Origin of the sequence: Haloferax sp. Atlit-4N (assembly GCF_003383025.1) — an archaeon.
Lineage (GTDB): Archaea > Halobacteriota > Halobacteria > Halobacteriales > Haloferacaceae > Haloferax > Haloferax gibbonsii.
The window spans coordinates 80,680-102,811 of the sequence record NZ_PSYY01000004.1 but is presented as its reverse complement, the minus strand read 5'-3'; the positions used below and the strand labels follow the sequence as shown (position 1 = coordinate 102,811).

18 protein-coding genes are annotated in these 22,132 nt (G+C 69.3%); 9 read left to right on the top strand and 9 right to left on the bottom strand.

What is annotated here, in order from left to right; all coding sequences use genetic code 11:
* The first annotated feature begins 118 nt into the window (after positions 1–118).
* Complete coding sequence (locus C5C07_RS18035) at positions 119–520, top strand: VOC family protein (protein ID WP_004978216.1); 402 nt, start codon at positions 119–121, stop codon at positions 518–520.
* Positions 521–527: 7 nt separating this feature from the next.
* Here the strand turns inward: C5C07_RS18035 and C5C07_RS18030 are convergent, their stop codons facing one another.
* A complete protein-coding gene (locus tag C5C07_RS18030; protein ID WP_004978217.1) occupies positions 528–1,178 on the bottom strand; it encodes a helix-turn-helix domain-containing protein in 651 nt (216 codons plus the stop codon).
* A gap of 88 nt (positions 1,179–1,266) precedes the next feature.
* On the opposite strand from C5C07_RS18030, the gene hutU reads away from it, so the two are divergent.
* From hutU to hutH, 4 genes are read left to right on the top strand one after another with little or no spacing between them, the layout of a single operon-like run.
* Entirely contained in the window at positions 1,267–3,093 is a 1,827-nt protein-coding gene (gene hutU, locus C5C07_RS18025; protein ID WP_115805757.1) for a urocanate hydratase, read from the top strand.
* Positions 3,090–4,040, top strand: coding sequence for a formimidoylglutamase (gene hutG, locus C5C07_RS18020; protein ID WP_115805756.1), 951 nt, complete (start codon positions 3,090–3,092; stop codon positions 4,038–4,040). The genes hutU and hutG overlap by 4 nt, the downstream gene beginning before the upstream one ends.
* On the top strand, positions 4,033–5,271 hold the full coding sequence (hutI, locus tag C5C07_RS18015) for an imidazolonepropionase (RefSeq protein ID WP_115805755.1): 1,239 nt from the start codon (positions 4,033–4,035) through the stop codon (positions 5,269–5,271). Before hutG ends, hutI begins: the two co-directional genes overlap by 8 nt.
* Positions 5,264–6,850, top strand: a complete 1,587-nt coding sequence (gene hutH / locus C5C07_RS18010) for a histidine ammonia-lyase (RefSeq protein ID WP_115805754.1) — start codon at positions 5,264–5,266, stop codon at positions 6,848–6,850. The genes hutI and hutH overlap by 8 nt, the downstream gene beginning before the upstream one ends.
* Positions 6,851–6,958: 108 nt before the next feature.
* Here the strand turns inward: hutH and C5C07_RS18005 are convergent, their stop codons facing one another.
* Complete coding sequence (locus C5C07_RS18005) at positions 6,959–8,188, bottom strand: ABC transporter substrate-binding protein (RefSeq protein ID WP_115805753.1); 1,230 nt, start codon at positions 8,186–8,188, stop codon at positions 6,959–6,961.
* A gap of 94 nt (positions 8,189–8,282) precedes the next feature.
* On the opposite strand from C5C07_RS18005, the gene C5C07_RS18000 reads away from it, so the two are divergent.
* On the top strand, positions 8,283–9,539 hold the full coding sequence (locus tag C5C07_RS18000; RefSeq protein ID WP_115805752.1) for an ABC transporter substrate-binding protein: 1,257 nt from the start codon (positions 8,283–8,285) through the stop codon (positions 9,537–9,539).
* 99 nt (positions 9,540–9,638) lie between these two features.
* Here C5C07_RS18000 and C5C07_RS21810 read toward each other — a convergent pair whose 3' ends face one another.
* From C5C07_RS21810 to C5C07_RS17990, 3 genes are all read right to left on the bottom strand, one after another.
* Entirely contained in the window at positions 9,639–9,782 is a 144-nt protein-coding gene (locus tag C5C07_RS21810) for an HVO_A0556 family zinc finger protein (protein WP_007276288.1), read from the bottom strand.
* Positions 9,783–10,044: 262 nt separating this feature from the next.
* A complete protein-coding gene (locus C5C07_RS17995) occupies positions 10,045–10,701 on the bottom strand; it encodes a lactate utilization protein (protein ID WP_004978235.1) in 657 nt (218 codons plus the stop codon).
* Positions 10,702–10,846: 145 nt separating this feature from the next.
* Entirely contained in the window at positions 10,847–12,412 is a 1,566-nt protein-coding gene (locus C5C07_RS17990; RefSeq protein ID WP_115805751.1) for a cobyric acid synthase, read from the bottom strand.
* Between the two features lie 192 nt (positions 12,413–12,604).
* Here C5C07_RS17990 and C5C07_RS17985 point away from each other — a divergent pair, with 192 nt between their 5' ends.
* The 3 genes from C5C07_RS17985 (at position 12,605) to C5C07_RS17975 (ending at position 17,743) form a co-directional block, all read left to right on the top strand.
* Entirely contained in the window at positions 12,605–14,221 is a 1,617-nt protein-coding gene (locus C5C07_RS17985) for a long-chain-fatty-acid--CoA ligase (protein WP_004978241.1), read from the top strand.
* 128 nt (positions 14,222–14,349) lie between these two features.
* Positions 14,350–16,962 carry a PAS domain-containing protein gene (locus C5C07_RS17980; RefSeq protein ID WP_115805750.1) on the top strand — a complete coding sequence of 871 codons (2,613 nt, stop codon included), beginning with the start codon at positions 14,350–14,352 and terminating at the stop codon, positions 16,960–16,962.
* Between the two features lie 298 nt (positions 16,963–17,260).
* Positions 17,261–17,743, top strand: a complete 483-nt coding sequence (locus C5C07_RS17975) for a DoxX family protein (protein WP_004978247.1) — start codon at positions 17,261–17,263, stop codon at positions 17,741–17,743.
* A 122-nt stretch (positions 17,744–17,865) separates the two neighbouring features.
* Here C5C07_RS17975 and C5C07_RS17970 read toward each other — a convergent pair whose 3' ends face one another.
* From C5C07_RS17970 to C5C07_RS17955, 4 genes are all read right to left on the bottom strand, one after another.
* A complete protein-coding gene (locus C5C07_RS17970) occupies positions 17,866–18,849 on the bottom strand; it encodes a DUF1028 domain-containing protein (protein WP_115805749.1) in 984 nt (327 codons plus the stop codon).
* A gap of 118 nt (positions 18,850–18,967) precedes the next feature.
* A complete protein-coding gene (locus tag C5C07_RS17965) occupies positions 18,968–19,567 on the bottom strand; it encodes a TetR/AcrR family transcriptional regulator (protein ID WP_115805748.1) in 600 nt (199 codons plus the stop codon).
* Positions 19,568–19,638: 71 nt separating this feature from the next.
* On the bottom strand, positions 19,639–20,064 hold the full coding sequence (locus C5C07_RS17960; protein ID WP_049905317.1) for a hypothetical protein: 426 nt from the start codon (positions 20,062–20,064) through the stop codon (positions 19,639–19,641).
* Between the two features lie 58 nt (positions 20,065–20,122).
* The gene (locus tag C5C07_RS17955; protein ID WP_082220728.1) at positions 20,123–22,117 is read right to left on the bottom strand and encodes a DUF58 domain-containing protein; all 1,995 of its coding nucleotides are present in this window, start codon (positions 22,115–22,117) and stop codon (positions 20,123–20,125) included.
* Between the last annotated feature and the right edge of the window lie 15 nt (positions 22,118–22,132).

Here is a 22,132-nt window from a genome sequence, read left to right as displayed (position 1 = left end):
TTTTTAGAAATTGCACAGTTTTAAACTCTACTGAGTTTATCTCTATCCGGTTCAGCGCCCCCCGTCCCCGATGGCCGCCGCACAAATTTTTACCACCCGCGGCCGCGACGGTCCGGGCATGGACGCGACGGCAATCGACCACGTGAATCTCCGCATCCCCGCCGACGGCCTCGACGCCGCGGTCGAGTTCTACCGCGACGCGCTCGGCTTCGAAATCGAGAACCGCGACCTGTACGAGTCGGGCGAAAAACCCTTCTTCTCCGTGCGACTCACCCCAGCGAGCGTCATCCACCTCCGACCGGCCGAGAACTTCGAACCGCCGACGGAGACCGCCTTCGACCACGTCGCCATCGAGTTCGCCCACGACATCGACGAACTCCGCGGCCACCTCGACGCCGCGGGCGTCGAAATCGACCGCCAACTCGAACCTCTCGGGGCGACGGGCGTCGCGCCCGCGGTGTACGTCACCGACCCGTTCGGCTACACGCTGGAACTGAAAGCCGCGCCCGACGACGACTGAGCCGACTCTACAGCACGTACTGCGCGACCGAGTCCATCACTTTCCGCTCCGCCCGGCGCAGGTGCTCCTCGGCGGTGCGCCGCGAGACGCCCATCTCGTCGGCGATGGTCGCAGTCTCGATGCCGCGCGGGAGGTCGTAGTAGCCGCCGGCGTGGGCCAGTCGCAACGCCTCGCGCTGGCGGCCGGTGAGCGCGGGCATCGCGTCGGCGGGTGCCAAAAGCGGGCCGCTCCCGCTGGCGAACGACACCGCGCGCTTGGACTCGACGCTCACGTCGAAGCCGCTGTCCACGAGGTCGCGGAAGCACGCCGTCAGGTCGTCGGCCGAGACGGCGAGCAGGCGACAGACCTTCGCGCCGTCGCGGTATCGAAGCGGCGGGACGAGCAGTAGCCCGTGTTTCCGAACGTAGCCCTCGATGTGGTCTATCTCGTGGTCCCGGAGGCAGTCGGCGGTGACGACGACGAGTTCGTCGCCGCGCTCGACCGACGCCGCCACGCCGACGGTGTCGTCGACGCGGTCGAGCACGTCGCTTCCGACCCCGCCGCTCACGTGGAGCATGTCGCAGTGCTCGTTGCACCACAGTTCGACGCTCGCGGCGTTGCCCGCCGTCGCCGCCGCGTAGGCGCTGTCGTCCCTGATTCGGAGGCTCGCCTCGTACATACGCGGACCGTACTCTCGGCGTGAATATATAAACCATGCACCGCATGGTGGGGGAATCGCTACCCGTCTCGCGCCCGAAGTCTGTGGTATGCACGACCAGCAATCGTCGGCGCGTCGGGACCGGCTCGGCGACCCGAGCGACGAGTGGCGCGCGTATCAGGGCGCGCCCACCGGGACGGACATCGAGTGCAAGGGGTGGCGACAGGAGGCGGCGCTCCGGATGCTCAACAACAACCTCGACCCCGAGGTGGCCGAGCGCCCCGAGGACCTCGTCGTTTACGGCGGGACCGGCCGCGCCGCCCGCTCGTGGGACGCCTACGACGCGATTCTCGCCGAACTCCGCGACCTCGACGACGACGAGACGCTCCTCGTCCAGTCGGGCAAGCCGGTCGGACGGTTCCCGACCCACGAGCGCGCCCCGCGCGTCCTCATCGCCAACTCCAACCTCGTCGGCCGCTGGGACGACTGGGAGCACTTCCACGAACTGGAGGCCGAGGGGAAAATCATGTACGGCCAGATGACCGCCGGCTCGTGGGCGTACATCGGCACGCAGGGCATCATTCAGGGCACCTACGAGACGCTGGCCGAACTCGCCCGCCAGCACTACGACGCCGACCTGCGGGGCAAACTCGTCGTCACGGGCGGCCTCGGCGGCATGAGCGGCGCACAGCCCCTCGCGGTGACGATGAACCACGGGGTCTGCATCGCCGCCGAAGTGCAGGCCGACCGCATCGAGCGCCGGGTCGAGACGGACTACCTGATGGAGTCCGCCGACTCGCTGGACGAGGCGCTCGAAAACGCCAAGGACGCGATTGAGGCGGGCGAGCCCTACAGCGTGGGCGTCGAGATGAACGCCGCCGACATGCTCGAAGAACTGCTCGCGCGCGACGAGATTCCGGACGTGGTCACGGACCAGACGAGCGCCCACGACGAACTCGAAGGCTACTACCCGAGCGGCTACACCGCAGCGGAGGCCGACCGACTCCGCGAGGACGACCCCGAGAAGTACGTCGAAGAGAGCCTCGACACGATGGAGCGCCACGTGCAGGCGATCCTCGATTTACAGGACGCGGGCGCAATCGCCTTCGAGTACGGCAACAACATCCGCGGGCAGGTCCAGGACCACCGTGGGATGACGACCGCCTTCGACTTCCCCGGCTTCGTCCCGGCGTACATCCGCCCGATGTTCTGCCGCGGGCGCGGGCCGTTCCGGTGGGCCGCGCTCTCCGGCGACCCCGCCGACATCCACCGCACCGACGAGGCGATTCGAGAGCTGTTCCCCGACCACGAGTCGCTCATGCGCTGGATAGACCTCGCACAGGAGCAGGTGTCGTTCCAGGGGCTCCCCTCGCGCGTCTGCTGGCTCGGTTACACCACCGACGACGAGGGGCTCACGGAGCGCGCCCGCTTCGCGCTGAAAATCAACGACCTCGTCGCCTCGGGCGAGGTTTCCGCGCCGGTCGTCGTCACCCGCGACCACCTCGACGCCGGGTCGGTCGCCAGCCCGTACCGCGAGACCGAGGCGATGCGCGACGGCACCGACGCGGTCGCCGACTGGCCCATCCTGAACGCGCTTCTCAACACCGCCGCAGGCGCGGACATCGTGAGCGTCCACGACGGCGGCGGCGTCGGCATCGGCAACTCGCTGCACACGAACAACCACGTCGTCCTCGACGGCTCGGACCTCGCGGCGAAGAAGGCCCGCGCCGTCTTCACGACCGACCCCGGCATGGGCGTCATCCGCCACGCCGACGCCGGCTACGAGGACGCGCTTGACGAGGCGGCCCGGTCGAACGTCCGAATCCCGATGCGAGACCACGACGCGGCCGACCGCGCCGAACGTGCCGACCGCGCGGCCGAAGACGGCGGCCACGCGACCGAGACCGGCGAATCCGCCGCCCGAGGTGACGAATGAGCCGAACCGACCCACCCGCGTGGGAGGGGACGTCGTCGGACCCGAACGACGAGCAGTTTGGCCACGTCATCACCCCGACCGAAATCGAGGACGTGGGCGACTTCCGCGCCGTCCTCGTGGGCGAGCCGTACGACGGGGCCGTCATCGGTCGGCGCGGTGCCCGCGAGGGCCCCGCTGCGATTCGGTGCGCCCTCGCCGGCGTCAAGACCCACCACTTCGACGAGGGGCCGGTCGCCGGCGTCGCCGACCTCGGCGACCTCCCGGTCGAGGCGTACAACGACGCGGACGACCCCGAGAACCACGTCGCGGACGTGCAGGCCGTCGTCGCCGACGAGGCCGCGGCCGTCTACGAGCGCGGCGCGCTCCCGGTCTTCCTCGGCGGCGACAACTCCCTGACGGTCGGGAACGTCACGCCGCTTCTCGGCGGCGACGACTCGGTCGGGGTCGTGAGCTTCGACGCCCACCTCGACTGCCGCGACCCCGCCGACGGCCCGACGAGCGGGACGCCCTACCGCCAGCTGTTCGACGCCGGTCTCGACCGCCTCGCCGTGGTCGGCGCGCGCCACTTCGAGACTTCGACCGCCTACGCCGACTTCCTGCGCGACTCGGGCGGCACCATCCTCACCGCCGACGAGGTCGGTCGCGGCCCCGTCGAGACGGCCGACTTCGCCCTCGATGCGCTGGCCGCTTGCGACCGCGTCTTCGTCAGCCTCGACGTGGACGTGCTGGACCAGACGGCCGCGCCGGGCGCGAGCGCGCCGACCCCCGGCGGCGTCACCACTCGCGAACTGTTCTCGATGCTCCGCCGCGTCGCGGCCGACCCCCGCGTCGTCGGCTTCGAGGTCGTGGAGTGCGCGCCGCCGCTGGACGACGAGGACGGTCGAACCGTCGGCGCGGCCGCCCGTGCGGTCGCCCACTTCCTCGCGGGGGTGACGTCGCGTGACTGACGCGGGTTCCACGGCCGGCCTCACGGTCGTCCACGACGCGGCCGAACTGGTCGTCGGCCCCGACGAGGGAACCGGCGTCGTCGTCCTCGAAGACGCCGCGTTCGCCGCGCTCGACGGCGAGGTAGTCGCCGTCGGGTCGACAGACGAAGTGCTCGCGGACTACCCGCTCGCCGACGCCGACACCGCCGTCGACGCGACCGGCAAGACGGTCCTGCCGGGCTTCGTCGACCCCCACACCCACGCGCTGTTCGCCGGCGACCGCTCCGACGAGTTCGTGGCGAAGCTACGCGGCGCGACCTACGAGGAGATTCTCGCCGACGGCGGCGGCATCCTCCGCACCGTCGACGCGGTCCGAGAAGCCTCCGACGAGGAGTTGGCGGCGAACCTCACGGAACACCTCGACGCGATGCTCGCCCACGGGACGACCACGGTCGAGGTCAAGAGCGGCTACGGCCTCGACACCGAGACCGAACTGCGGATGCTTTCGGCTATCGACGCGGCCGGTTCGGACCACCCGGTGGACGTGGTTCCGACGTTCATGGGCGCGCACGCCGTCCCGCGCGGCGTGGACACCGAGGAGTACACCAAGTCGGTCGTCGCCGACCAACTCCCCGCGGTCGCCGAACAGGGCATCGCGGAGTTCTGCGACGTGTTCTGCGAGCGCGGCGTGTTCACCGCCGAGCAGTCCCGTCGGATTCTGGAGGCGGGCCGCGACCACGGCCTCACGCCGAAGATTCACGCCGACGAGTTCGCCGCCATCGGCGGCACCGACGTGGCGGCCGCGGTCGGCGCGGCCAGCGCGGACCACCTGCTTCACACCGACGGCGGGGGCCGCGAGACGCTGGTCGAAGCCGGCGTCGCGCCCGTGATGCTCCCGGGCACGGCGTTCGGCCTCGGTGCCGACTACGCCGACGCCCGCGCCTTCCTCGACGCGGGCCACGAGGTCGCGCTCGCCACCGATTTCAACCCGAACTGCTTCTCTCGAAGCATGGGATTCGTCGCCACGCTCGCCAGCGTCGGAATGCGAATGACTCCACACGAGGCCATCCGCGGCGTCACGAGCGCCGCCGCGGGCGCGCTCGACCGCGACGACGGCACGGGCACGCTCCGCGCCGGGGCTCCCGCCGACGCCGTCGTGCTCGACGTGCCGACCGCGTCGCACCTCTCGTACCGGTTCGACACGAACCCCGTTTCGACCGTGCTGAAATCGGGGGTGGTCGTCCGTGGGTGACCGCACAGGCCTCCCCGATTCGGTCGTCCTCGACGGCGAGTCGCTGACCCCGGAGGACGTGGCCGCCGTTTCACGCCACGACGCACCCGTCGAACTCGCCGCCGAGTCGCGAGAGCGGATGCGCGAGTCGCGCGAGCGCGTCGAGTCCGTCCTCGACTCCGGCGAACCGGTCTACGGCGTCAACACCGGTTTCGGCCACCTCGTGGAGACCCACATCGACCGCGAGGACATCGAGCGCCTCCAGACGAACCTCGTCCGCAGCCACGCCGCCGGCGCGGGCCGCGAACTCACCCGCGAGGAGGTCCGGTCGATGATGGTCAGCCGGGCCAACACGCTCGCCAAGGGCTTTTCGGGCATCCGACCCTCGGTCGTCGACCTGCTCGTCTCGATGCTCAACGAGGGCGTCCAGCCGGTCGTCCGCTCCCGCGGGAGCCTCGGCGCGAGCGGCGACCTCGCGCCCCTCGCGCACATGGCGCTCGTCCTCATCGGGGAGGGCGAAGCCCGCGTCGACGGCGAGCGACTCCCGGGCGACGAAGCCCTGCAAGCGGTCGGTCTGGAGCCGGTGACGCTCGCCTCGAAGGAGGGCCTCGCGCTCATCAACGGGACGCAACTGACGGTCGGCCTCGCCGCGCTGTTCGTGGTCGACGCCGAGCGGACCGTCGAGGCCGCCGACGCCGCGGGCGCGCTCGCGACCGAGGTGACGATGGGGACGACGGCGAACTGCGACCCCGCCATCCACGACGTTCGCCCCCACCCCGGCCAGCAAGAGAGCGCGGCGGCGATTCGCCGCCTCACCGCCGGTTCGACCGTCCTCGAATCGCACAAGGACTGCGAGCGCGTGCAGGACGCCTACTCGATTCGCTGTCTCCCGCAGGTCCACGGCGCGGTCAGAGACGCCGTCTCGCACCTCCGCGAGGCCGTCGAAGTCGAACTCAACAGCGTCACCGACAACCCGCTCGTCTTCCCGGCGGGCGCGGTGGACGAGCGCGCGCCCGGAACCGACGTGGCCGCCGTCGTCTCCGCCGGCAACTTCCACGGCGAACCGCTGGCGCTCCGCCTCGACTACGCCGCCGGCGCGCTGACGGAACTCGCGGCCATCTCCGAGCGCCGGACCGACCGGATGCTCAACCCGGACGTACAGGAGTCGTACCTCCCGCCGTTCCTGACCGAACGCAGCGGGCTCCGTTCGGGTTACATGATTGCGCAGTACACCGCCGCGGCGCTGCTCAACGAGTGTCGGTCGCTCGGTCGCCCCTCCATCGACTCGACGCCCGTCAGCGGCGGGCAAGAAGACCACGTGAGCATGAGCGGCCAGAGCGCCCTCAACGCCCGCACGGTCGCCGAGAACGTTGCGACCATCGTCGGCGTCGAACTCCTCTGTGGCTCGCAGGCCGCGGAGTTCCTCGACGAGGGCCTCGAACTCGGGACCGGAACGGGGGCCGTCCGCGACGCGATTCGGTCCGTGGTTCCGCCGCTCGACGAGGACCGCCGACTCGACGGCGAACTGGAGACGGCGGCCGACCTCGTCCGGTTCGGCGCGATTCGCGCGGCCATCGAGGACGCCGGGCTCTCCGGCTGATTCGTCCGCACCCACCATCGGGAGGCGGTGAGTGACCGTCGCCCCCGACTGCAAAAAACAGCCACCACGTCGCCGGTGACACGCCCGGCGCTCGCCGCGGTTGCCGACTCAGAGGTTCCCGTTGACCATGTCGGCGACGCGCTGCCGGTCGAACAGCTGTTCCTCCTCGGGAATCTCGGGGTACGGCCCCTCGCTGTACTGGGGCCACGCGCCGAACTGGTCGGGGTAGAGCTGTTTCGCGGTCATCTCCAACTGGAACAGATTGAGTATCGGTCCCTGGTAGCGGCCGCCCTGCGCGTAGATGCGGTCGTTCTTCACGGCCGAAATCTCGGCTCCGACGGGGTCGTCCTGGAAGCCCGTCCGGATGTCGGGCATGCTCGTGTTCGGGTGCATCCCGCCGAGCGTGAGAATCACGTCGGGGTCGGCTTCGAGGAGCGTCTCGAAGTCGACGGTCGAGCCGGATTCAACGTCGTCGCCGAACGCGCTGACCGGCCTCAGCGGGCGGGTGTGGGCGGTCAGGAAGCCCGGCGTGCTCAGGTTGTAGGCGTAGATGGACTCCAGGTCGCTCGGGCCGAGGAGCACGGCGGTCGGGCGGTCCTCTTCCGTGGGGAGGTCCGCCGCAATCCCCGCGAGCAGTTCCTCGCGGACCGTAGTGAGCGCCTCGTACTTCGCCTCTTCTTGGAGCACCTGCGCGACCTTGGCGAATATCTCCCAGAGGCCGTAGTACTCGTAGGCGTCGGTCCACTCGGTCGGCGGCGCTTGATGCCGCGCGCTGAAGCTGTTGCCGAACCACGGACTGACGTTCTCCTCGATTTCGTCGAGGTCGTCTTGGCTCCAACTGCCGAGCGCCGAGACGCTGGCGGGGTCCGCGAGGTGCACGTCGCTGTCGAGTTCGTAGAGCCGCTCTTTCGACGGCTCCCACGACGAGTACAGGCCGGTCCAGTCGAGTTCGACGCCGGGGAGCCGCGGCGTGAACTGGTTCCACAGCGCGTCGTAGTAGTCCGGGGCGTGCATCGAGTTGACGGCGTCGCCGTGGCCGAGGGCGAACGCCATCCCCGCGTGGTGGGTCAGCCGCGTGAAGATGCTCTCGGGGACCGATTCGAACGTCACCTCGCCCATCGGGGCCATCGACACCGTGTACGAGTCCGCCTCGGCCGTCGATTCCGCGGTCGACTCGGTCGCCGTCGATTCGGTCGCGGCGGTCTCCGTCGCGGTCGCGCCGGTCGTGGTCGCGTCCGACTCGGACGAACCGGTACAGCCGGCGAGCAGTCCGCCGGCGGCGACCGAACCGCCGTAGGTCAAGAACTTCCTGCGCGTTGGTCCGTCGCTGTCTGCCATCGTACTTTTAGGCCCGCCTAATACATATAGGCGTACCGATTTAGGCCGGCCGAAATTCCGAAACGGATTTATCCGTTTGGGAGTGGCTAAAACCATGGACCAAGACCTCGTCGACCGGGCGGCGCGCACGCGCCGAGCGTACCTCAAGGGCGGCGGCGCGCTTCTCGCGGGCGGCTTGCTGGCCGGCTGTGCCGGGCAGAACGACGCGGAATCAGCGACGGACGCGACCGAGACGGCCGCGGCGACGGAGGCCACGACCGAAGCGTCTCCCGAGGCAGAGACCGAGGCCGAACAGGCCGGGTACACGGTGTCGATGTCGCCGGCGGGCGACGTGACGTTCGATTCGGTTCCGGCGGACGTGATGGTGTACAACCTCGTTTACGCCGACGCGGCGGTCGCCTTCGGCCACGGCGACGCGGTGAACTCCCTCGGCTTCGACAGCGACGCCGGCGGCCGGACGCTCGACGCCTACTACGAGCGCCTCGACGGCGTCTCGTTCGACCGGAGCGAGCTCGCGCAACTCAACTCCGGGTCCGGGAGCGTCAACATCGACAAGGAACTCGTCTACGAACTGGACTCCGACCTCCACCTCGTCGACCCGGCGCTCGTGGCCAGCTTCGACGGTTGGGACCAGTCGGACGTCGAGGAGATTCGCGAGCAGGTCGGCCCATGGTTCGGCAACGCCTACAGTCGCACGCACGCCCAGCCGCCAGAGCCGTACGCCGCCGACTACCAGTACTACACGCTCTGGGAAATCGTGGAGAACGTCGGGCAGGTGTTCCGAGAGGAAGACCGCTACGCGGCGCTCGAGTCGGTCCACAGCGACCTCCTCGACACGATTCAATCGGACCTCCCGCCCGAGTCGGAGCGCCCGACGGTCGGCGTCGTCATCTACATGGACGAGACGTTCTACCCCTCGAAAATCAACGTTCCCGGCTTCGCCACCTCGCACATCCGTCCGCTCGGCGTCACCGACGCCTTCGCGGCCGGCGACGTGACGTTCGAGACCTCCTACGACTTCGAGACGATGCTGGAAATCGACCCCGACGTGTTGCTCCACAGCTACGGTATCGACTCGTACTACGACGTGGCGTCGACTCGCGAGACCCTCGAAGACCACCCCGTCGGGAGCGAACTCAGCGCGGTCCGGAACGACCGCGTCTTCCCCTCGGGCACGCCGGTACAGGGGCCGATTATGAACTTGTTCCAGTTGGAGATGACCGCGAAACAGCTCTATCCCGACCGCTTCGGCGCGTGGCCGGAGTACACCGGCGGTGCGTACCCCGAGATTCCCGAAGAAGAGCGGCTATTCGACAGGCAGCGCGTCGCCGACATCGTCACCGGTAACTGAGCCGGCCGGTTTTCCCCGGCCGTTTCTCTCGCCACCCGGCGCTGGCGGGTGGCTCGTTCGACCCGCTCGGCCCGCTCGCCTCCACGGTGGCTCGTCCGCCTACCAGAGCTGGACGGCCGGCGTCCCGCAGTCGTCGCAGACGATGGCGTCGTTGTCTTTGTAGCTCCCAGTCACGAGGTCACCGTCGCAGTAGGTGCAGTCCTCTTCGTCGAACGAATCGAGCAGGTACGCGGATTCGGGCATATCCGACGATTCGGCTCCAGTCGTAAGAACATTTCTCCGGTTCGATATATCGCGGTCCGTGACACTCCCGAGAACTGTTCGGTTCGAACCGTCGTTTTGTCGGCGACAGTCGCGACTCGGGGCGTGGGACGCGCAAAACGGGGAACCGGGAGAACGGTGGTGGGATGCCCGGTGAGGTGGTGGTGGTGGTGATGGATTGTCCGGGCGCAGGAAGCTCCCCGGAGGAGCGTGGGAACGCGTCGAGGGGGGAGGCGAGTCGGACTTAGTAGCCCAGTTGCTCGCGGATGAGGACGACGGTGGTGCGGCCCTCTTCGACTTCCTGCCGGAAGATGAGTTGCTTCGCAATCATCGACTCGACGCCGTAGGCCTCCTTCGCGCGCTCGTTTTCGAGGGGGTACGCGACGGATTCGAGGCGGTCGAGCGCGTCGTCGAGCGTCGGCACGATTTTGTTGACGCCGCTGACGATGACGACGTTGCTGGCGGCGAAGGGGTACGCGCCGATGCGACTGCCCGAGAGGTCCGCGGCGACGAGTTCGCCCGTCTGGGCGATGGCGTTGATGCCGCCGAGGAAGTAGTCGGCGGTCTGGGAGTCGCGGCGGGCGGCCTGTCGCTCCGCGTCGTCGTCGATGCTCCAAATCTGGTCCGGCAGGCTCTCCCACTCGTGGTCGCCCTCGCTCAGGTAGTCGTCGAACCCGATCTCTTCGAGAGTGGTCGAGTGGCCGTTCATCACGGAGACGCCCGCGGGGATGTGCGACTGCAGGGTTTCGAGCGCCTCGTCGGCCGTGTCGACGACGACGACGTCGAACCCGCTCGCTTCGAGGTTCTCGACGGTGGCTTCGACGACCTCGTCGTCGGGGAGCTGGTCGAGTTCGGCGTCGATATCGGCGTCGTCTGCGTAGTCAGATTTCTGTTGAGACATGTGTGAGTGTGGTGGTGGAGCCGGTGGGTACTCCGACGCCCGAGTGTAGCGGCTAACGGGTGTTAAACGCTCGCTGACGGCGGTGTCAGGTGGTTACGGTCGTGTTACCGCCCCCGCCGCGACGGGTCGCGGTTTGGTCACTCCGCTACTCCAGTCCGAGCGCGTCGCAGAGCGCCGCCACGTCGAGGTTGTCGGCGACGAGCGCGGCGGCGCGGTCGTAGGGGTCGCCCGACGCGCCGGCGTCCGCGTCGGCCTCGGGCGTTCCCGCTGTCTCCGCTCGTTTTCCCCCTGTCGCGCCCGCCGCTCCCGTCGCCGGACGGTCGCGCCCGGCGGACTCGTACACGGCGTCCACGAACGCGTTCCGCGGCGAGTCGTTGGCGAACAGGTCGTGAATGTACGTCCCCGCGACCCGTCCGAGCGCCGCGCCGTCGCCCGAAACCGGGGTCGCGTCGCCGACGATTCGGCTGTCGCCCATGTGTATCTCGTAGCCGTCGATAGCTCCCGTCGCGCCGGCCAAGGGTCCCGCGCCGTCGAACTCGCCGGAGACGGGTTCGACCCGCTTGTCGCGGGAAAAGCGCGTGACTATCGGCAGCAGGCCGAACCCTTCGACCGTCTCGTCGGCCGCCGTGCCCTCGACGTCGGCGTTCTCGATGGTCTCGCCGAGCAGTTGGTAGCCGCCGCAGATGCCGACGACCGGGCCGTCGAAGGCGGCGAGTTCGTCGCCGAAGCCGGCGTCGCGGAGCGCGAGCAGGTCGTCGACCGTGTTCTTGCTGCCGGGGAGGACCACCCCGTCGATGCCGTCGAGCGTCGCGTCGAGCGGGAGGTAGGCGACCCGGACGCCCGGCGTCTCGGCCAGCGGGCCGAAGTCCGTGGCGTTCGAGATGCGCGGGAGTCGCGGCACGCCGATTGTGACGGCGCGCTCGGCCGCGACGCCGTCGTCGTCGCCGACGGTGGCGCGCTCGCCTTCCGCGGGGAGCGCGAGGCTGTCTTCTTCCGGGAGACCGGGGTCGTCGTAGGGAAGCACGCCGAGGACGGGCACGCCGGTCCGCTCCTCGATTTCGTCGAGCCCCGGTTCGAGGAGGCTCAGGTCGCCGCGGAACTTCGTGATGACCGCGCCGACGACCCGCTCGCGCACGTCTTCGGGCAGAAGTTCGAGCGTCCCGAGCAGGCTGGCGAAGACCCCGCCGCGCTCGATGTCGGCCGCGATGAGGATGTCGGCGTCGGCGAAGCGGGCGGTCTCGATGTTCGCCAAGTCGCGGTCGTGGAGGTTTATCTCGGCGATGGAGCCGGCCCCCTCGGCGACGACCACGTCCGCCTCGGCCGCCAGCCGACGGTGCGATTCGACCGCCGCGTTGCGGGCGTCCTCCCAGTGGGTGGCGTAGTAGTCGCCCGCGGAGTTGAGGCCGACCGCCCGGCCGTGGACGACCAGTTGCGACGTGCCGTCGCCGTGGGGCTTGAGCAGGACCGGATTGTGGTCGGTCGTCGGCGCGACCCGAGCGGCGCGGGCCTGCACGTACTGCGAGACGCCGATTTCGCCGAAGCCGTCGCCGTCGGCGGTCGCGACCGCGCGGGCGTTGTTGCTCATGTTCTGCGCCTTGAACGGCGCGACAGAGAGGCCGCGGTCGGCGAACAGGCGACAGAGCCCGGCCGCGACGGTGCTCTTGCCCACGTGGCTCGCGGTCCCCGCGACGAGGAGGGTCGGCGTCGTCATCTGCCGGGAGTCAGGGCCGCGCGGTTCAAAGGTGTTCGTTTCGGGCGCGGGAGGGCGGCCCCATACCGCGACCGACGGCGTCTTCGAACGCCCCGACGACGTTCCCCGCCATACTGTGGTGGTCACGTCGATTCTGTGAAATGTTGCCGGAAGTGGTGCGTTTAGTTCGCTCGCCCGCTCGGTCTATCATGAATGAAGAAACAGTTACTCGTGACGGACTTCCTCGACCGGGCCCGGACGTACTACGGCGATTACGAGGCTGTCGTCGGCGTCGACGGGGAGCGCTTCACCTACGCGGAGTTCGGCGAGCGGGTGGACAGGTTTTCGGCGGCGCTCCAATCCCGCGGCGTCGAGAAGGGCGACCGGGTCGCGGTGCTCGACCCCAACACGCACTGCCACCTCGAAGCGGCCTTCGGCGCGATGCAGTGCGGCGCGCTCCACGTCCCGCTGAACTACCGGCTCACGACCGAGGACTACGAGTACCTGCTTTCGGACTCCGGCGCGAGCGTGGTCTACGCCGACTACCAGTACGCGGGGAAAATCGAGGCCGTCCGCGACGACGTGCCCGCCGAGGTGTTCGTGACGAACGACCCCGCCGCCGTCGACGGCGACTGGCTCGACTTCGAGGCGTTCCTCGACGAGGCCGACGCCGACGACTACGAGCGCCCCGAGATGTCCGAGGACGAACTCATCACCATCAACTACACCTCGGGGACGACCGGCGACCCGAAGGGCGTCTGCCGCACCCACCGCACCGAGTCGCTCCACGCCCAACTGGTGACGATTCACCACCACATCGCCGACGACGACGTCTACCTCTGGACGCTCCCGATGTTCCACGTCAACGGCTGGGGGCACATCTACGCCGTCACCGGCCGCGGCGCGAAACACGTCTGCACCCGCGGGGTCGACGCCGAGCAGGTGTTCGACGCCATCGCCACCGAGGACGTGTCCTTTTTCTGTTGTGCGCCGACGGTGCTGTCGATTCTGCGGGAGTACGCCGAGGAACACGACCCCGCGTACGCCGGCGACAACCCGGTTCGCGTGACCGCCGCCGGCAGCGCCGCGCCGAGCGCGACGATTCGCCACACCGAATCCGAGTTCGGCTGGGAGTTCACCCAGCTCTACGGCGCGACCGAGACCGGCCCGCTCATCGCCACCTCGGACGCGAACCGACTCATCCCCGACGAGGGGGGGCTTCGGTTCTCGCTCAAACAGCGGCAGGGCGTCGCCCCGCTCGGGACCGACCTGCGCGTCGTCGACGAGGACGGCGAACGGGTCCCGCGCGACGACGCCACCATCGGCGAGGTGGTCGTCCGCGGCAATCAGGTGATGGAGAAGTACTGGAACAAGCCCGACGAGACCCACGACGCCTTCAACGACCGCCTCGAAGGCTGGTATCACACCGGCGACCTCGCGGTCGTCAACGAGGACGGCATGATAGCGATTCAGGACCGCAAGAAGGACATCATCATCTCCGGCGGCGAGAACATCTCCTCGGTCGAACTGGAGGACACGCTGTTCGACCACGACGCCGTCGGCGACGTGGCAGTCATCCCCGCGCCGTCCGAGAAGTGGGGCGAGACGCCGAAGGCGTTCGTCGTCCCCGCGAACGGCGACGTAGAGAATCCCGGCGTCACCGCCGAGGAACTGAGCGAGTACACCCGCGACCGCCTCGCCGGCTACAAGGCCATCCGCGAGTTCGAGTTCGTCGAGGAGATTCCCAAGACGGCGACCGGTAAGATTCAGAAGTACGAACTCCGCAAGCGCGAGTGGGACGACGAAGAGCGGATGGTCGGACAGGGGTAGGTGGCGACCCGACGCCCCGGCGACCCCTGACTCGGCGGCTCCCCCGACCGTTTCGACGCTCGTCTCCCGGTGAGTCGGCCGCTTCGCCCGCAAGATATTATTGGCTCACCGAGTATCTCGTATCTAACATGTTTTCTCCGAGTTCAGGAGGCACCTCCGCCGGCGCGATTCTCTACGTCGCGGCCGACGGCGCTGCCTCCGATGCGGTCGTCTCGGCGCTTCGGGACGCCTTCGAGCGCCCGGTCACGCGCGCCGAGAGCGTCGACGCCGTGCGGTCGGCGCTCGACGACCGCACCGTCTCCTGTCTCGTCGCCGCCGCCGACCTCCCCGACGGACTCGAACTGGACGCGCTCGTCTCCCGCGACGGCTCCCGCGCCGAGTTTCCGGTCGTCGTCTACGCCGCCGCGGGCGACGAGGCGTTCGCCGCTCGCGCCGTCTCGCTCGGCGTCGACGACTACCTGATCCGCGACGACGCCGACGACTCCCACGCGGCACTCGTCGCGTCGGTTCGGTCGCTCGTGGACCCGGACACCGACGACTCCCGCCCCGGCACTCGGAGTCACCGCGTCATCGTCGAGGCGATGGAAGACGGCGCGTTCGTCCTCGACGACCGACGTCGCGTCGAGTACGTGAACCCCAGAATCGAGGAGATAACCGGGCGCGCCTCCGAGACGCTCCGCGGCGAGCAGTTCGAATCGCTCGTCGACGCCGGCCTGTTCCCCGCGGGCGAGTACGAGCGGTACCGCGACGCCGTCTCGCGGGTTCTCTCGGAGGGCGTCACCGAACGCCTCGACGTTCGGTTCGTCGACGCCGAGGGCGACCCGCGGCTGTTCGAGCTCCAGCTCTCTCCGGCCGTCGACGGCGAGAAGGCCATCGGCGTCGTCGGCATCCCGCGGGACGTGACCGACCGCGAGGTCGCCACCAACCAGCGCGGCGAACTCCTCGAACGCATGACGGACGCCTTCTTCGCCCTCGACACCGACTGGCGCTTCGTCTACTTCAACGACCGCGCGAAGACCATCTTCAGCGAGGTTCGCGAGCCCGAACTCGGCGAGCGCATCTGGGACCTGTACCCGTCGGTCGTCGACACCGAACTGTTCGACAACTACCACGAGGCGATGCGGACCCAAGAGCCGGTGACGTTCGAGACCTTCTCCGAGGTCTACGACGGCTGGTTCGAGGTCCGGGCGTATCCCTCGCCGTCGGGCCTGTCGGTCTACTTCCGCGACGTGACGACGCGGAAGCGCTACCTCCACGCCCTCGAATCGACCAACCAGCGCCTCGAAACCGTGTTGCAGAACCTGCCGATCATCCTCTCGGCGTTCGACTCAGAGGGCGTGTTCACCATGTCCGAAGGGGCCGGTCTGGAGTCGCTCGGCCGCGACCCCGGCGAGGTGGTCGGCCGGTCCGCCTTCGAACTGTACGACGACACGCCCGCGGCCACCGACGCCATCGCCAGCGGGCTGTCTGGCGAGGCGGTCGACACCCGAGTCGAGTACCACGGCGCGGTCTACGACGTGTGGTACCGCCCTGTCTTCGACGACGACGGCGAGGTGTCGAAGCTCCTCGGCGTCGCCATCGACGTCACCGACCGCGCGCGGTTGGAGGACGGTCTCCGGTCGCTACAGGCGGTCACGAGGGACCTCATTCTCACCGAGAGCGTCGAGGAGGTCGCGGCGCTGGCGGTCGAGGCCGTCCCCGAACTCGTCCCCGAGGCCGAGGCAGCCATCTGGCTCGCCGACGACGGCGGGGGACTGTCGCCGGCCGCCTCGACAGGCGACGGGTTCGAGTCGACGGTTCGAATCGAGACCGTCCCGGGCGGCCCCGAGTCGGACGCGGTCACCCGAGTCGACTCCGCGGCCGTGGATGACCGGCTCCTTCCCCCCGAGTCGGACGCGGCGTCTGTCCTCCGCGTCCCGCTCGGGAGCCACGGTCTCCTCGTCGTCGCGACCGACGCCGACGCGTTCCTCGACGTGGACGTTGACCTGTTCGAACTCTTCGGCTCGACGGTCGCCACCGCGCTCTCGGGAACCGTCCGCGAACAGGAACTCCGCAACCGCGAGGCGGACCTCGCCGCGGCCAACGAGCGACTCGACGATTTCGTCTCTATCGTCGCCCACGACCTCCGAAACCCGCTCGCGGTCGCCACCGGCTACCTCGACCTCGGGATTGAGTCGGGCGAGCGGGCGCACCTCGAACGCGCCGCCAACGCGGTCGAGCGGATGTCCGAACTGGTCGAGGAGGTGCTCGACCTCGCTCGCCAGCGGACGCCCGTGGTCGACGCCAAATCCGTCGACCTCGCCCGCGTCGTCGACCACGCGTGGCGCTTCGTCGACACCGGCGACGCGACGCTCGTCCGCGGGGAACTGTTCGTCGTCGAGGGCGACGACGGCCGCCTGCTCAGGCTCTTCGAGAACCTGTTTCGGAATTCCGTCGAACACGCCCGTCCCCCCGACGACCCGCTCGCCGTCCGCGTCGGCGCGCTCGACGACCGGACGGGGTTCTACGTCGCCGACAACGGCGTCGGCATTCCCGAGGAGATACGCGAACGCGTTTTCGACCACGGCTACACCACGACGCCGCGGGGCACCGGCTACGGCCTCGCCATCGTCCGCGACATCGCCGACGCCCACGGCTGGTCCGTCTCGCTCGCCGAGTCGGCCGAGGGTGGTGCGCGGTTCGAGTTCGTGACGCCGTCGGAGCGATCGACGGCGACTGATTCGGGAGACCTCGACGAATGACGTACACGATTCTCGTCGCCGAGGACGGGAACCACCTCGATGGAGCTCTCGCCGAGAGGACGGCCCCCGTGTCGGCCTCGCGCCCCGCTGTGCTCGACCCGGTCCTCGACTGAGCTTCGACCTCTCACCGAGCGACCGAATCGCACGGTATCGCGTCGTACACCCCGATTTTCGGTCGTTCTCGATTCCTTAGATTCGGAAATCACGCTCTCTTTATATGCTATGGGGGGTCGTTCGTTCACTTGTTAGGTGAAAGACAATGGCCGCTAACTCACAAATCGAGATGCTGGGGAACAGGATGGACTTCGACTACTCGCAGGGCGTCACGGGCTACGTGCTCGTGCTGACCCGCCTCATCACCGGTTACTGGTTCTTCCACGCCGGTGTGACGAAGCTCGGCGGCTTCAGCGCCGCGGGCTACCTCGCGAACGCCCCCGCCGCCTCGCCGCTGCAGGGCTTCTTCGCGTGGGCCGCCGCGACCCCGTGGCTCCTCGAGTTCACGAACTTCATGATTCCCGTCGGTGAGACGCTCATCGGCCTCGGACTCATCGTGGGTGCACTCGTCCGGCTCGCCGCCTTCTTCGGCGGCGTCCTGATGGTGTTCTTCTACCTCGGGAACGCCGACTGGGCCCACGGCGTGGTCAACGGTGACCTGTTCGGGCTGATGATGTTCGCCATCGTCGGGACCCTCGCGGCGGGCCGCATCCTCGGCCTCGACGCTATCATCGAGAAGATGGAGTTCGTCCGCCAGCGCCCCGCGCTCAAGTACCTCCTCGGCTGAGCGGGATATCCTTCCCCCTCGCGGCCGTGTCGGTGCGCCGCGGTGACCCACCAACTCTACCGCACCCGGCGCGCTTCGGCGAACGAAAGAACACTACGAACGACGAGACTGCTTTTCTCCGATTACTTCCTGTCGAGCCTGCTGAGGCCCTGCCAAATCGCCTCGATGAGCCGCGCTTCTCCGTCGAGTTCGCTCGTCTCGTCGTCCCCATTCGCAGAACTGCCCTGTTCCGCCGCTTCCGCACCGTCGACGTCGTCCCAGCCGCGGGCGATGGCGTCTTCGAGGACGGAAAGCGAGTGGTTCTCGAAGTTGTTCATGCCCCGGAAGGATTCGAGCGCCGCGACGGCCTCGTCGTCGAACTCGCCGCTCGGCGTCCCGTCGTAGAAGCCGAGGTCGGCTAACGTTTCGAGCACCGATTCGGCCGTCTCGCCGGATAGCGACCGGGACTCCTCGGGCGCTTCGCGCTCCAAGAGCGTGATGTCGTACAGCTTGAACACGCGTTCGAGCTCGTCTATCGGGTGGTCGTGGTCGTCGACGCGAACGTCGACCCAGCGGTCGTTGCCGCCGTCGTAGCCCCCCTCGGGCTTGGCGATGTACATCGCCGCCGACTGTTCGCCGCGCTTGTCGCCGCCGGCGTCGTTGCCGGCGTGGAGCGCCGCGAGCAGGCGCTCGGGGAGGCCGCCGTCGGTCGTCTCGAACGCCTCGGCCATCGCTTCGAGCGTCGCCTCGTTTTCGAGGATGTTCCCCTGGACGGTGTAGTGCTCTCCTTGGATGTCGCCGGCCACGTCGAAGCACTCGTCGCCGGTGAAGGCCGCGATGCTCCCGTCCGCCCCCACGACGCCGACCTGCCTGCTCGGGGCCTCGCCGTCGGCGTCGGTCAGTTCGGCGACGACCTCCTCGGCCGAATGCCCCTCGCGCAGGAGGTCCAATCCGTCGGGACCGTAAGCGACGTTCGCGAAGCTCTGGGTGGCGATTGCGCCGGCGTCCGCGCTGACGAACGGGACGACGGAACCGACGCTCACGAACTTCGACTGGACGGCCACGCCGACGGCGTCCTGTTCCGGGTCGCGGGCGACGATTGAGAAGGTCGACGGTCGCGGTGTCATGGTCGGAACCGACGGACGCCGGGCGAATAAGGGTTCACGTCCCGGCGGAACCGTTGGGGAGGTCGGGTCGCCCCGCGGCCGGCGCGGCCGGCTCGGTGGCCGCACGCCTCGGCGGCGACTACGCCGAGATGCGGTCGATGTGCGACTCGATAGCCGCCCGGAGCGACTCGATGGACTCGTCGGGCTCGAACACCGTCAGCCGGCGGGCGCGCGTCCCGGTCAGAATCGAGAGAAACAGCTCGGCCTCGGCCTCGGGGTCGATTGCCTCGAACTCGCCGGCCTCGATTCCGCGGACGAGGATATCCCGCAGCAGCTCCGTGAGTTCGTCGTCGATGTGGCGATACTCCTCGCGGTAGTCCTCGTCGTGCCGAGCGTTCATCCGCAGTTCGAACATGGACAGTTGGAGCCGGTAGGCCTCCTCGGAGAGCGTCTCCGGGAGGAGCGTCTCGACTACCGTTTCGAGTTCCTCTCTGGGCGTGCGGTCCCCTCGGGGGAGGCCGTCCAGGAACTCCGCGAGGACGTAGTCGAGGAAGTCGACCAGTAGCTCGTCTTTCCCGTCGTAGTGGTAGTACAGGAGTGCCTTGCTGTTCTCGAACTCGTCGGCGATGTCCTGCATCGTCAGGTTGCCGTAGCCGTGTCTCTGTAGCGCCCTGTACGTCGCCTCCATGATGCGCCGCTTCGCCGGCTCCAACTCCTCGGCGCGCCCGTCCCGCGTCATGTTCCGGGAGTTCGCGTTCGGCGGACGTGTCGCTTTCGGGTCGTCGCGGGCGGGCGCTTGGGTCCCACATCTCACTTCCGTGCCTGCAACGCGAACAGGAGCGCCACCGACCCGACGAGAAGCGCGAGGAGCGCGACGACCGACCGTCCGCCGGTGACGCCGGCGTATATTCCGTAGCCGAGCGTCGCCCCGGCCGCATACACGAGGGTGCTGCTCAGCCCGTGGACGGCCTCGATTCGGAACGTCGAGGGCTCCCGCCCGACCTCGCGCGCGATGCTGAACCCGTGTTTCCCCACGTCCCACGCGAGGAGTACGAGGAACGCGGCCGCGAGCAGGAACGGCGGTGTCAGACCCAAGACGCCGGCGAGCACGACTGACCCCGCGAGGAGCGCGATGCCCGGCGCGTAGGCCGACTCGACGCCGAACGTGAGTGCACCAGCGAGCGAGAGCACTCCCAGCGCGCCCATCGCGAGCGCGGGGACCGAGACCGCGGTAATGACGGCCGCACCGGTCGCGGCCGCGAGCGCACCGCCGCTGCTCCGGAGCGGCGGGGCGCTATCTGGACGTCGTGGCACGGCTTTGACCACCGCGCGTCACCTCCCGTAGCGGTTCGGTCGGGTCCCAATCGCTCGCGGGGATACCGGCCGCTCGAAGCCGCCGCAGCCGTCGCTCCCTCGCGAGCGACGCGTATCCGGACTCGTAGCCGCGAGCGTGCGTCCGAGCCGTCGGGTCCGGACTGAGAACCGAAACGGGGTGCCCGTGCGCGTCGAACCGCCGCGCGGCGGTCACGCTCGCGTCGTCGGAGAGCGGCGAGACGAAGACGACCCGCGTGTCCGCCCGAACTCGCCGGTGAATCTCGTGAACTGCCGCGGACGCGTCCACCTCGCCGTCCGGAGGCTCCCATCCGAACGCGGGGTTGGCCACCAGCGCCTCCCGAAGCCGGCGGTGGTGGTCGCCTCCGCGGCCGGGCGGGAGCCGACAGGACCGCGGTGAGAGCGCCGCGAGACCGACCGGCACGCCCGCGGAGCGGAAGCGAGAGGCGAGGGCGTCAGCGGCGGCGACGCCCTGCTGGACGACCGGCTCACCGTTGCCGTCGCCGTCGCCGTCGCCATCGCCCCCGCCACCCCATGCGACGTAGGCCTCGGTCCGCGCGTCGACGACGACGAGCACTCGCTGGCGTCGGTGTTCGTGAAACGCCACCGTCGAGAACTCCCCCGTCTTGGCCTTCCGTCTCCAGTCGATTCGCGATGGGGGGTCACCCGGTCGATACTCTCTGACGGAGTGGAACTCGACGCCCGGCCCCGGGGCGTCCGACCGCGACCGACCCGCTCGCGTCGTCGTTCTCGCGGGGGCGCGACCGGAAAGCGGTTTTGCCGGCGGGCGGCACGAAACCGTCGTCTCGGTGTCGACGAGCGTTTCCCGCTTGCGTACCCCGAGGGCGTCGCGCGTGACGACGAGCGCAGGGTCGAACGCGTGGTCGCCGCGGACGGCTTCGACCGTGTACGTGACGCTCGCACGCTTCCCCGGTCGGAGCGCGGTCGCGAACTTCGGCGACCCGTCGACCACGGCGAGCCCCGGCGGAACCCCGTCGACGAGTCGGAGGTCCGCGAGCGTCGCGTCGCCGACGTTCCGAACCGAGAGGGTCACCTCGACCTCGTCGCCGACCGCGGGTTCGGCGTCGCTGACCGCTCTTTCGACCGCCACCGCCTGCGATGGGGTCGGAACCGCGCGGGCGTACCCCGAGACGGTGATTCCGAACAGCGCGAGGAGGAGCAGTCCCGGTCGCAGCGTGACGATTCCGAGCCCGCCGACTGCGAGCGCTGCGGCGGTCACGCCGTGGACCCGGTCAGTCGCCGACTCGCGTTCGAGGCTCTCTTCGCCGTCCGGGAGATATCGGCTCGTCCGCACGGCGGGTTCGTCCCCGAACGCCGCCCGAACGTCGGCCGACGGGGCCGGTGTCACGTCGCCCGCGCCGGACCGCTTCGACAGCGCGGCAGCGGCGCGACGCGCCCGACGAGCGAACGGCGGCTCGCCGCGGACCAGCGCGCGGGCGTATCCCGAGGGCGACAGCGACGGGACGAGGTCGCCGGCGAAGAACGCCGATGCGAGCGGGTCGTCCGTCCAACTCCCGTCGCGGAGCCGCGTTTCGACCTCACTCGGGCTCGGCCCGTCACCCCGAGAGAGCACGCTCGTCGCCGCGCCCCGGAGGTCGTCGCGGAGCTCCCGGCGGTTCGCCGGCTCCGCGTCGCGCCGGTCGGTCCACTCGATTGCGTTCACTCGCCGGGCGAACTCCGCCCCCGACGGGTCGTACTGCGGACGACGCTCCGGCGAGGGGAACGCGTCTGCGGTGGCCGCCTTTCCCCCACTGTCGCTCGCGGCGTCCCCGCTGAGAGCGTTCAACAGCGAGCGGGCGGCGAGGGCGGCGGCGGCGACGCCGACGACGGCGACGGGTGCCGTTCGGGCGGCCCCTGTAAGTGAGACGCCGCGGGCGACGCCCGGAGAAGCGACGAGCAGTACGCCGACGAGGCCCGACGCGAGGCCGACGAGCAACAACCCGCGGCGAGC

What these genes read in the sequence shown, in the direction of transcription:
- hutG (WP_115805756.1), top strand. Translation starts at nt 3,090, where the DNA reads ATGAGCCGAACCGACCCACCCGCGTGGGAGGGGACGTCGTCGGACCCG.
- C5C07_RS18000 (WP_115805752.1), top strand. Translation starts at nt 8,283, where the DNA reads ATGGACCAAGACCTCGTCGACCGGGCGGCGCGCACGCGCCGAGCGTAC.
- hutU (WP_115805757.1), top strand. Translation starts at nt 1,267, where the DNA reads ATGCACGACCAGCAATCGTCGGCGCGTCGGGACCGGCTCGGCGACCCG.
- C5C07_RS18005 (WP_115805753.1), bottom strand. Translation starts at nt 8,188, where the DNA reads ATGGCAGACAGCGACGGACCAACGCGCAGGAAGTTCTTGACCTACGGC.
- C5C07_RS17995 (WP_004978235.1), bottom strand. Translation starts at nt 10,701, where the DNA reads ATGTCTCAACAGAAATCTGACTACGCAGACGACGCCGATATCGACGCC.
- C5C07_RS18030 (WP_004978217.1), bottom strand. Translation starts at nt 1,178, where the DNA reads ATGTACGAGGCGAGCCTCCGAATCAGGGACGACAGCGCCTACGCGGCG.
- C5C07_RS21810 (WP_007276288.1), bottom strand. Translation starts at nt 9,782, where the DNA reads ATGCCCGAATCCGCGTACCTGCTCGATTCGTTCGACGAAGAGGACTGC.
- C5C07_RS17965 (WP_115805748.1), bottom strand. Translation starts at nt 19,567, where the DNA reads ATGACGCGGGACGGGCGCGCCGAGGAGTTGGAGCCGGCGAAGCGGCGC.
- C5C07_RS18035 (WP_004978216.1), top strand. Translation starts at nt 119, where the DNA reads ATGGACGCGACGGCAATCGACCACGTGAATCTCCGCATCCCCGCCGAC.
- C5C07_RS17975 (WP_004978247.1), top strand. Translation starts at nt 17,261, where the DNA reads ATGGACTTCGACTACTCGCAGGGCGTCACGGGCTACGTGCTCGTGCTG.
- C5C07_RS17990 (WP_115805751.1), bottom strand. Translation starts at nt 12,412, where the DNA reads ATGACGACGCCGACCCTCCTCGTCGCGGGGACCGCGAGCCACGTGGGC.
- C5C07_RS17980 (WP_115805750.1), top strand. Translation starts at nt 14,350, where the DNA reads ATGTTTTCTCCGAGTTCAGGAGGCACCTCCGCCGGCGCGATTCTCTAC.
- C5C07_RS17985 (WP_004978241.1), top strand. Translation starts at nt 12,605, where the DNA reads ATGAAGAAACAGTTACTCGTGACGGACTTCCTCGACCGGGCCCGGACG.
- C5C07_RS17970 (WP_115805749.1), bottom strand. Translation starts at nt 18,849, where the DNA reads ATGACACCGCGACCGTCGACCTTCTCAATCGTCGCCCGCGACCCGGAA.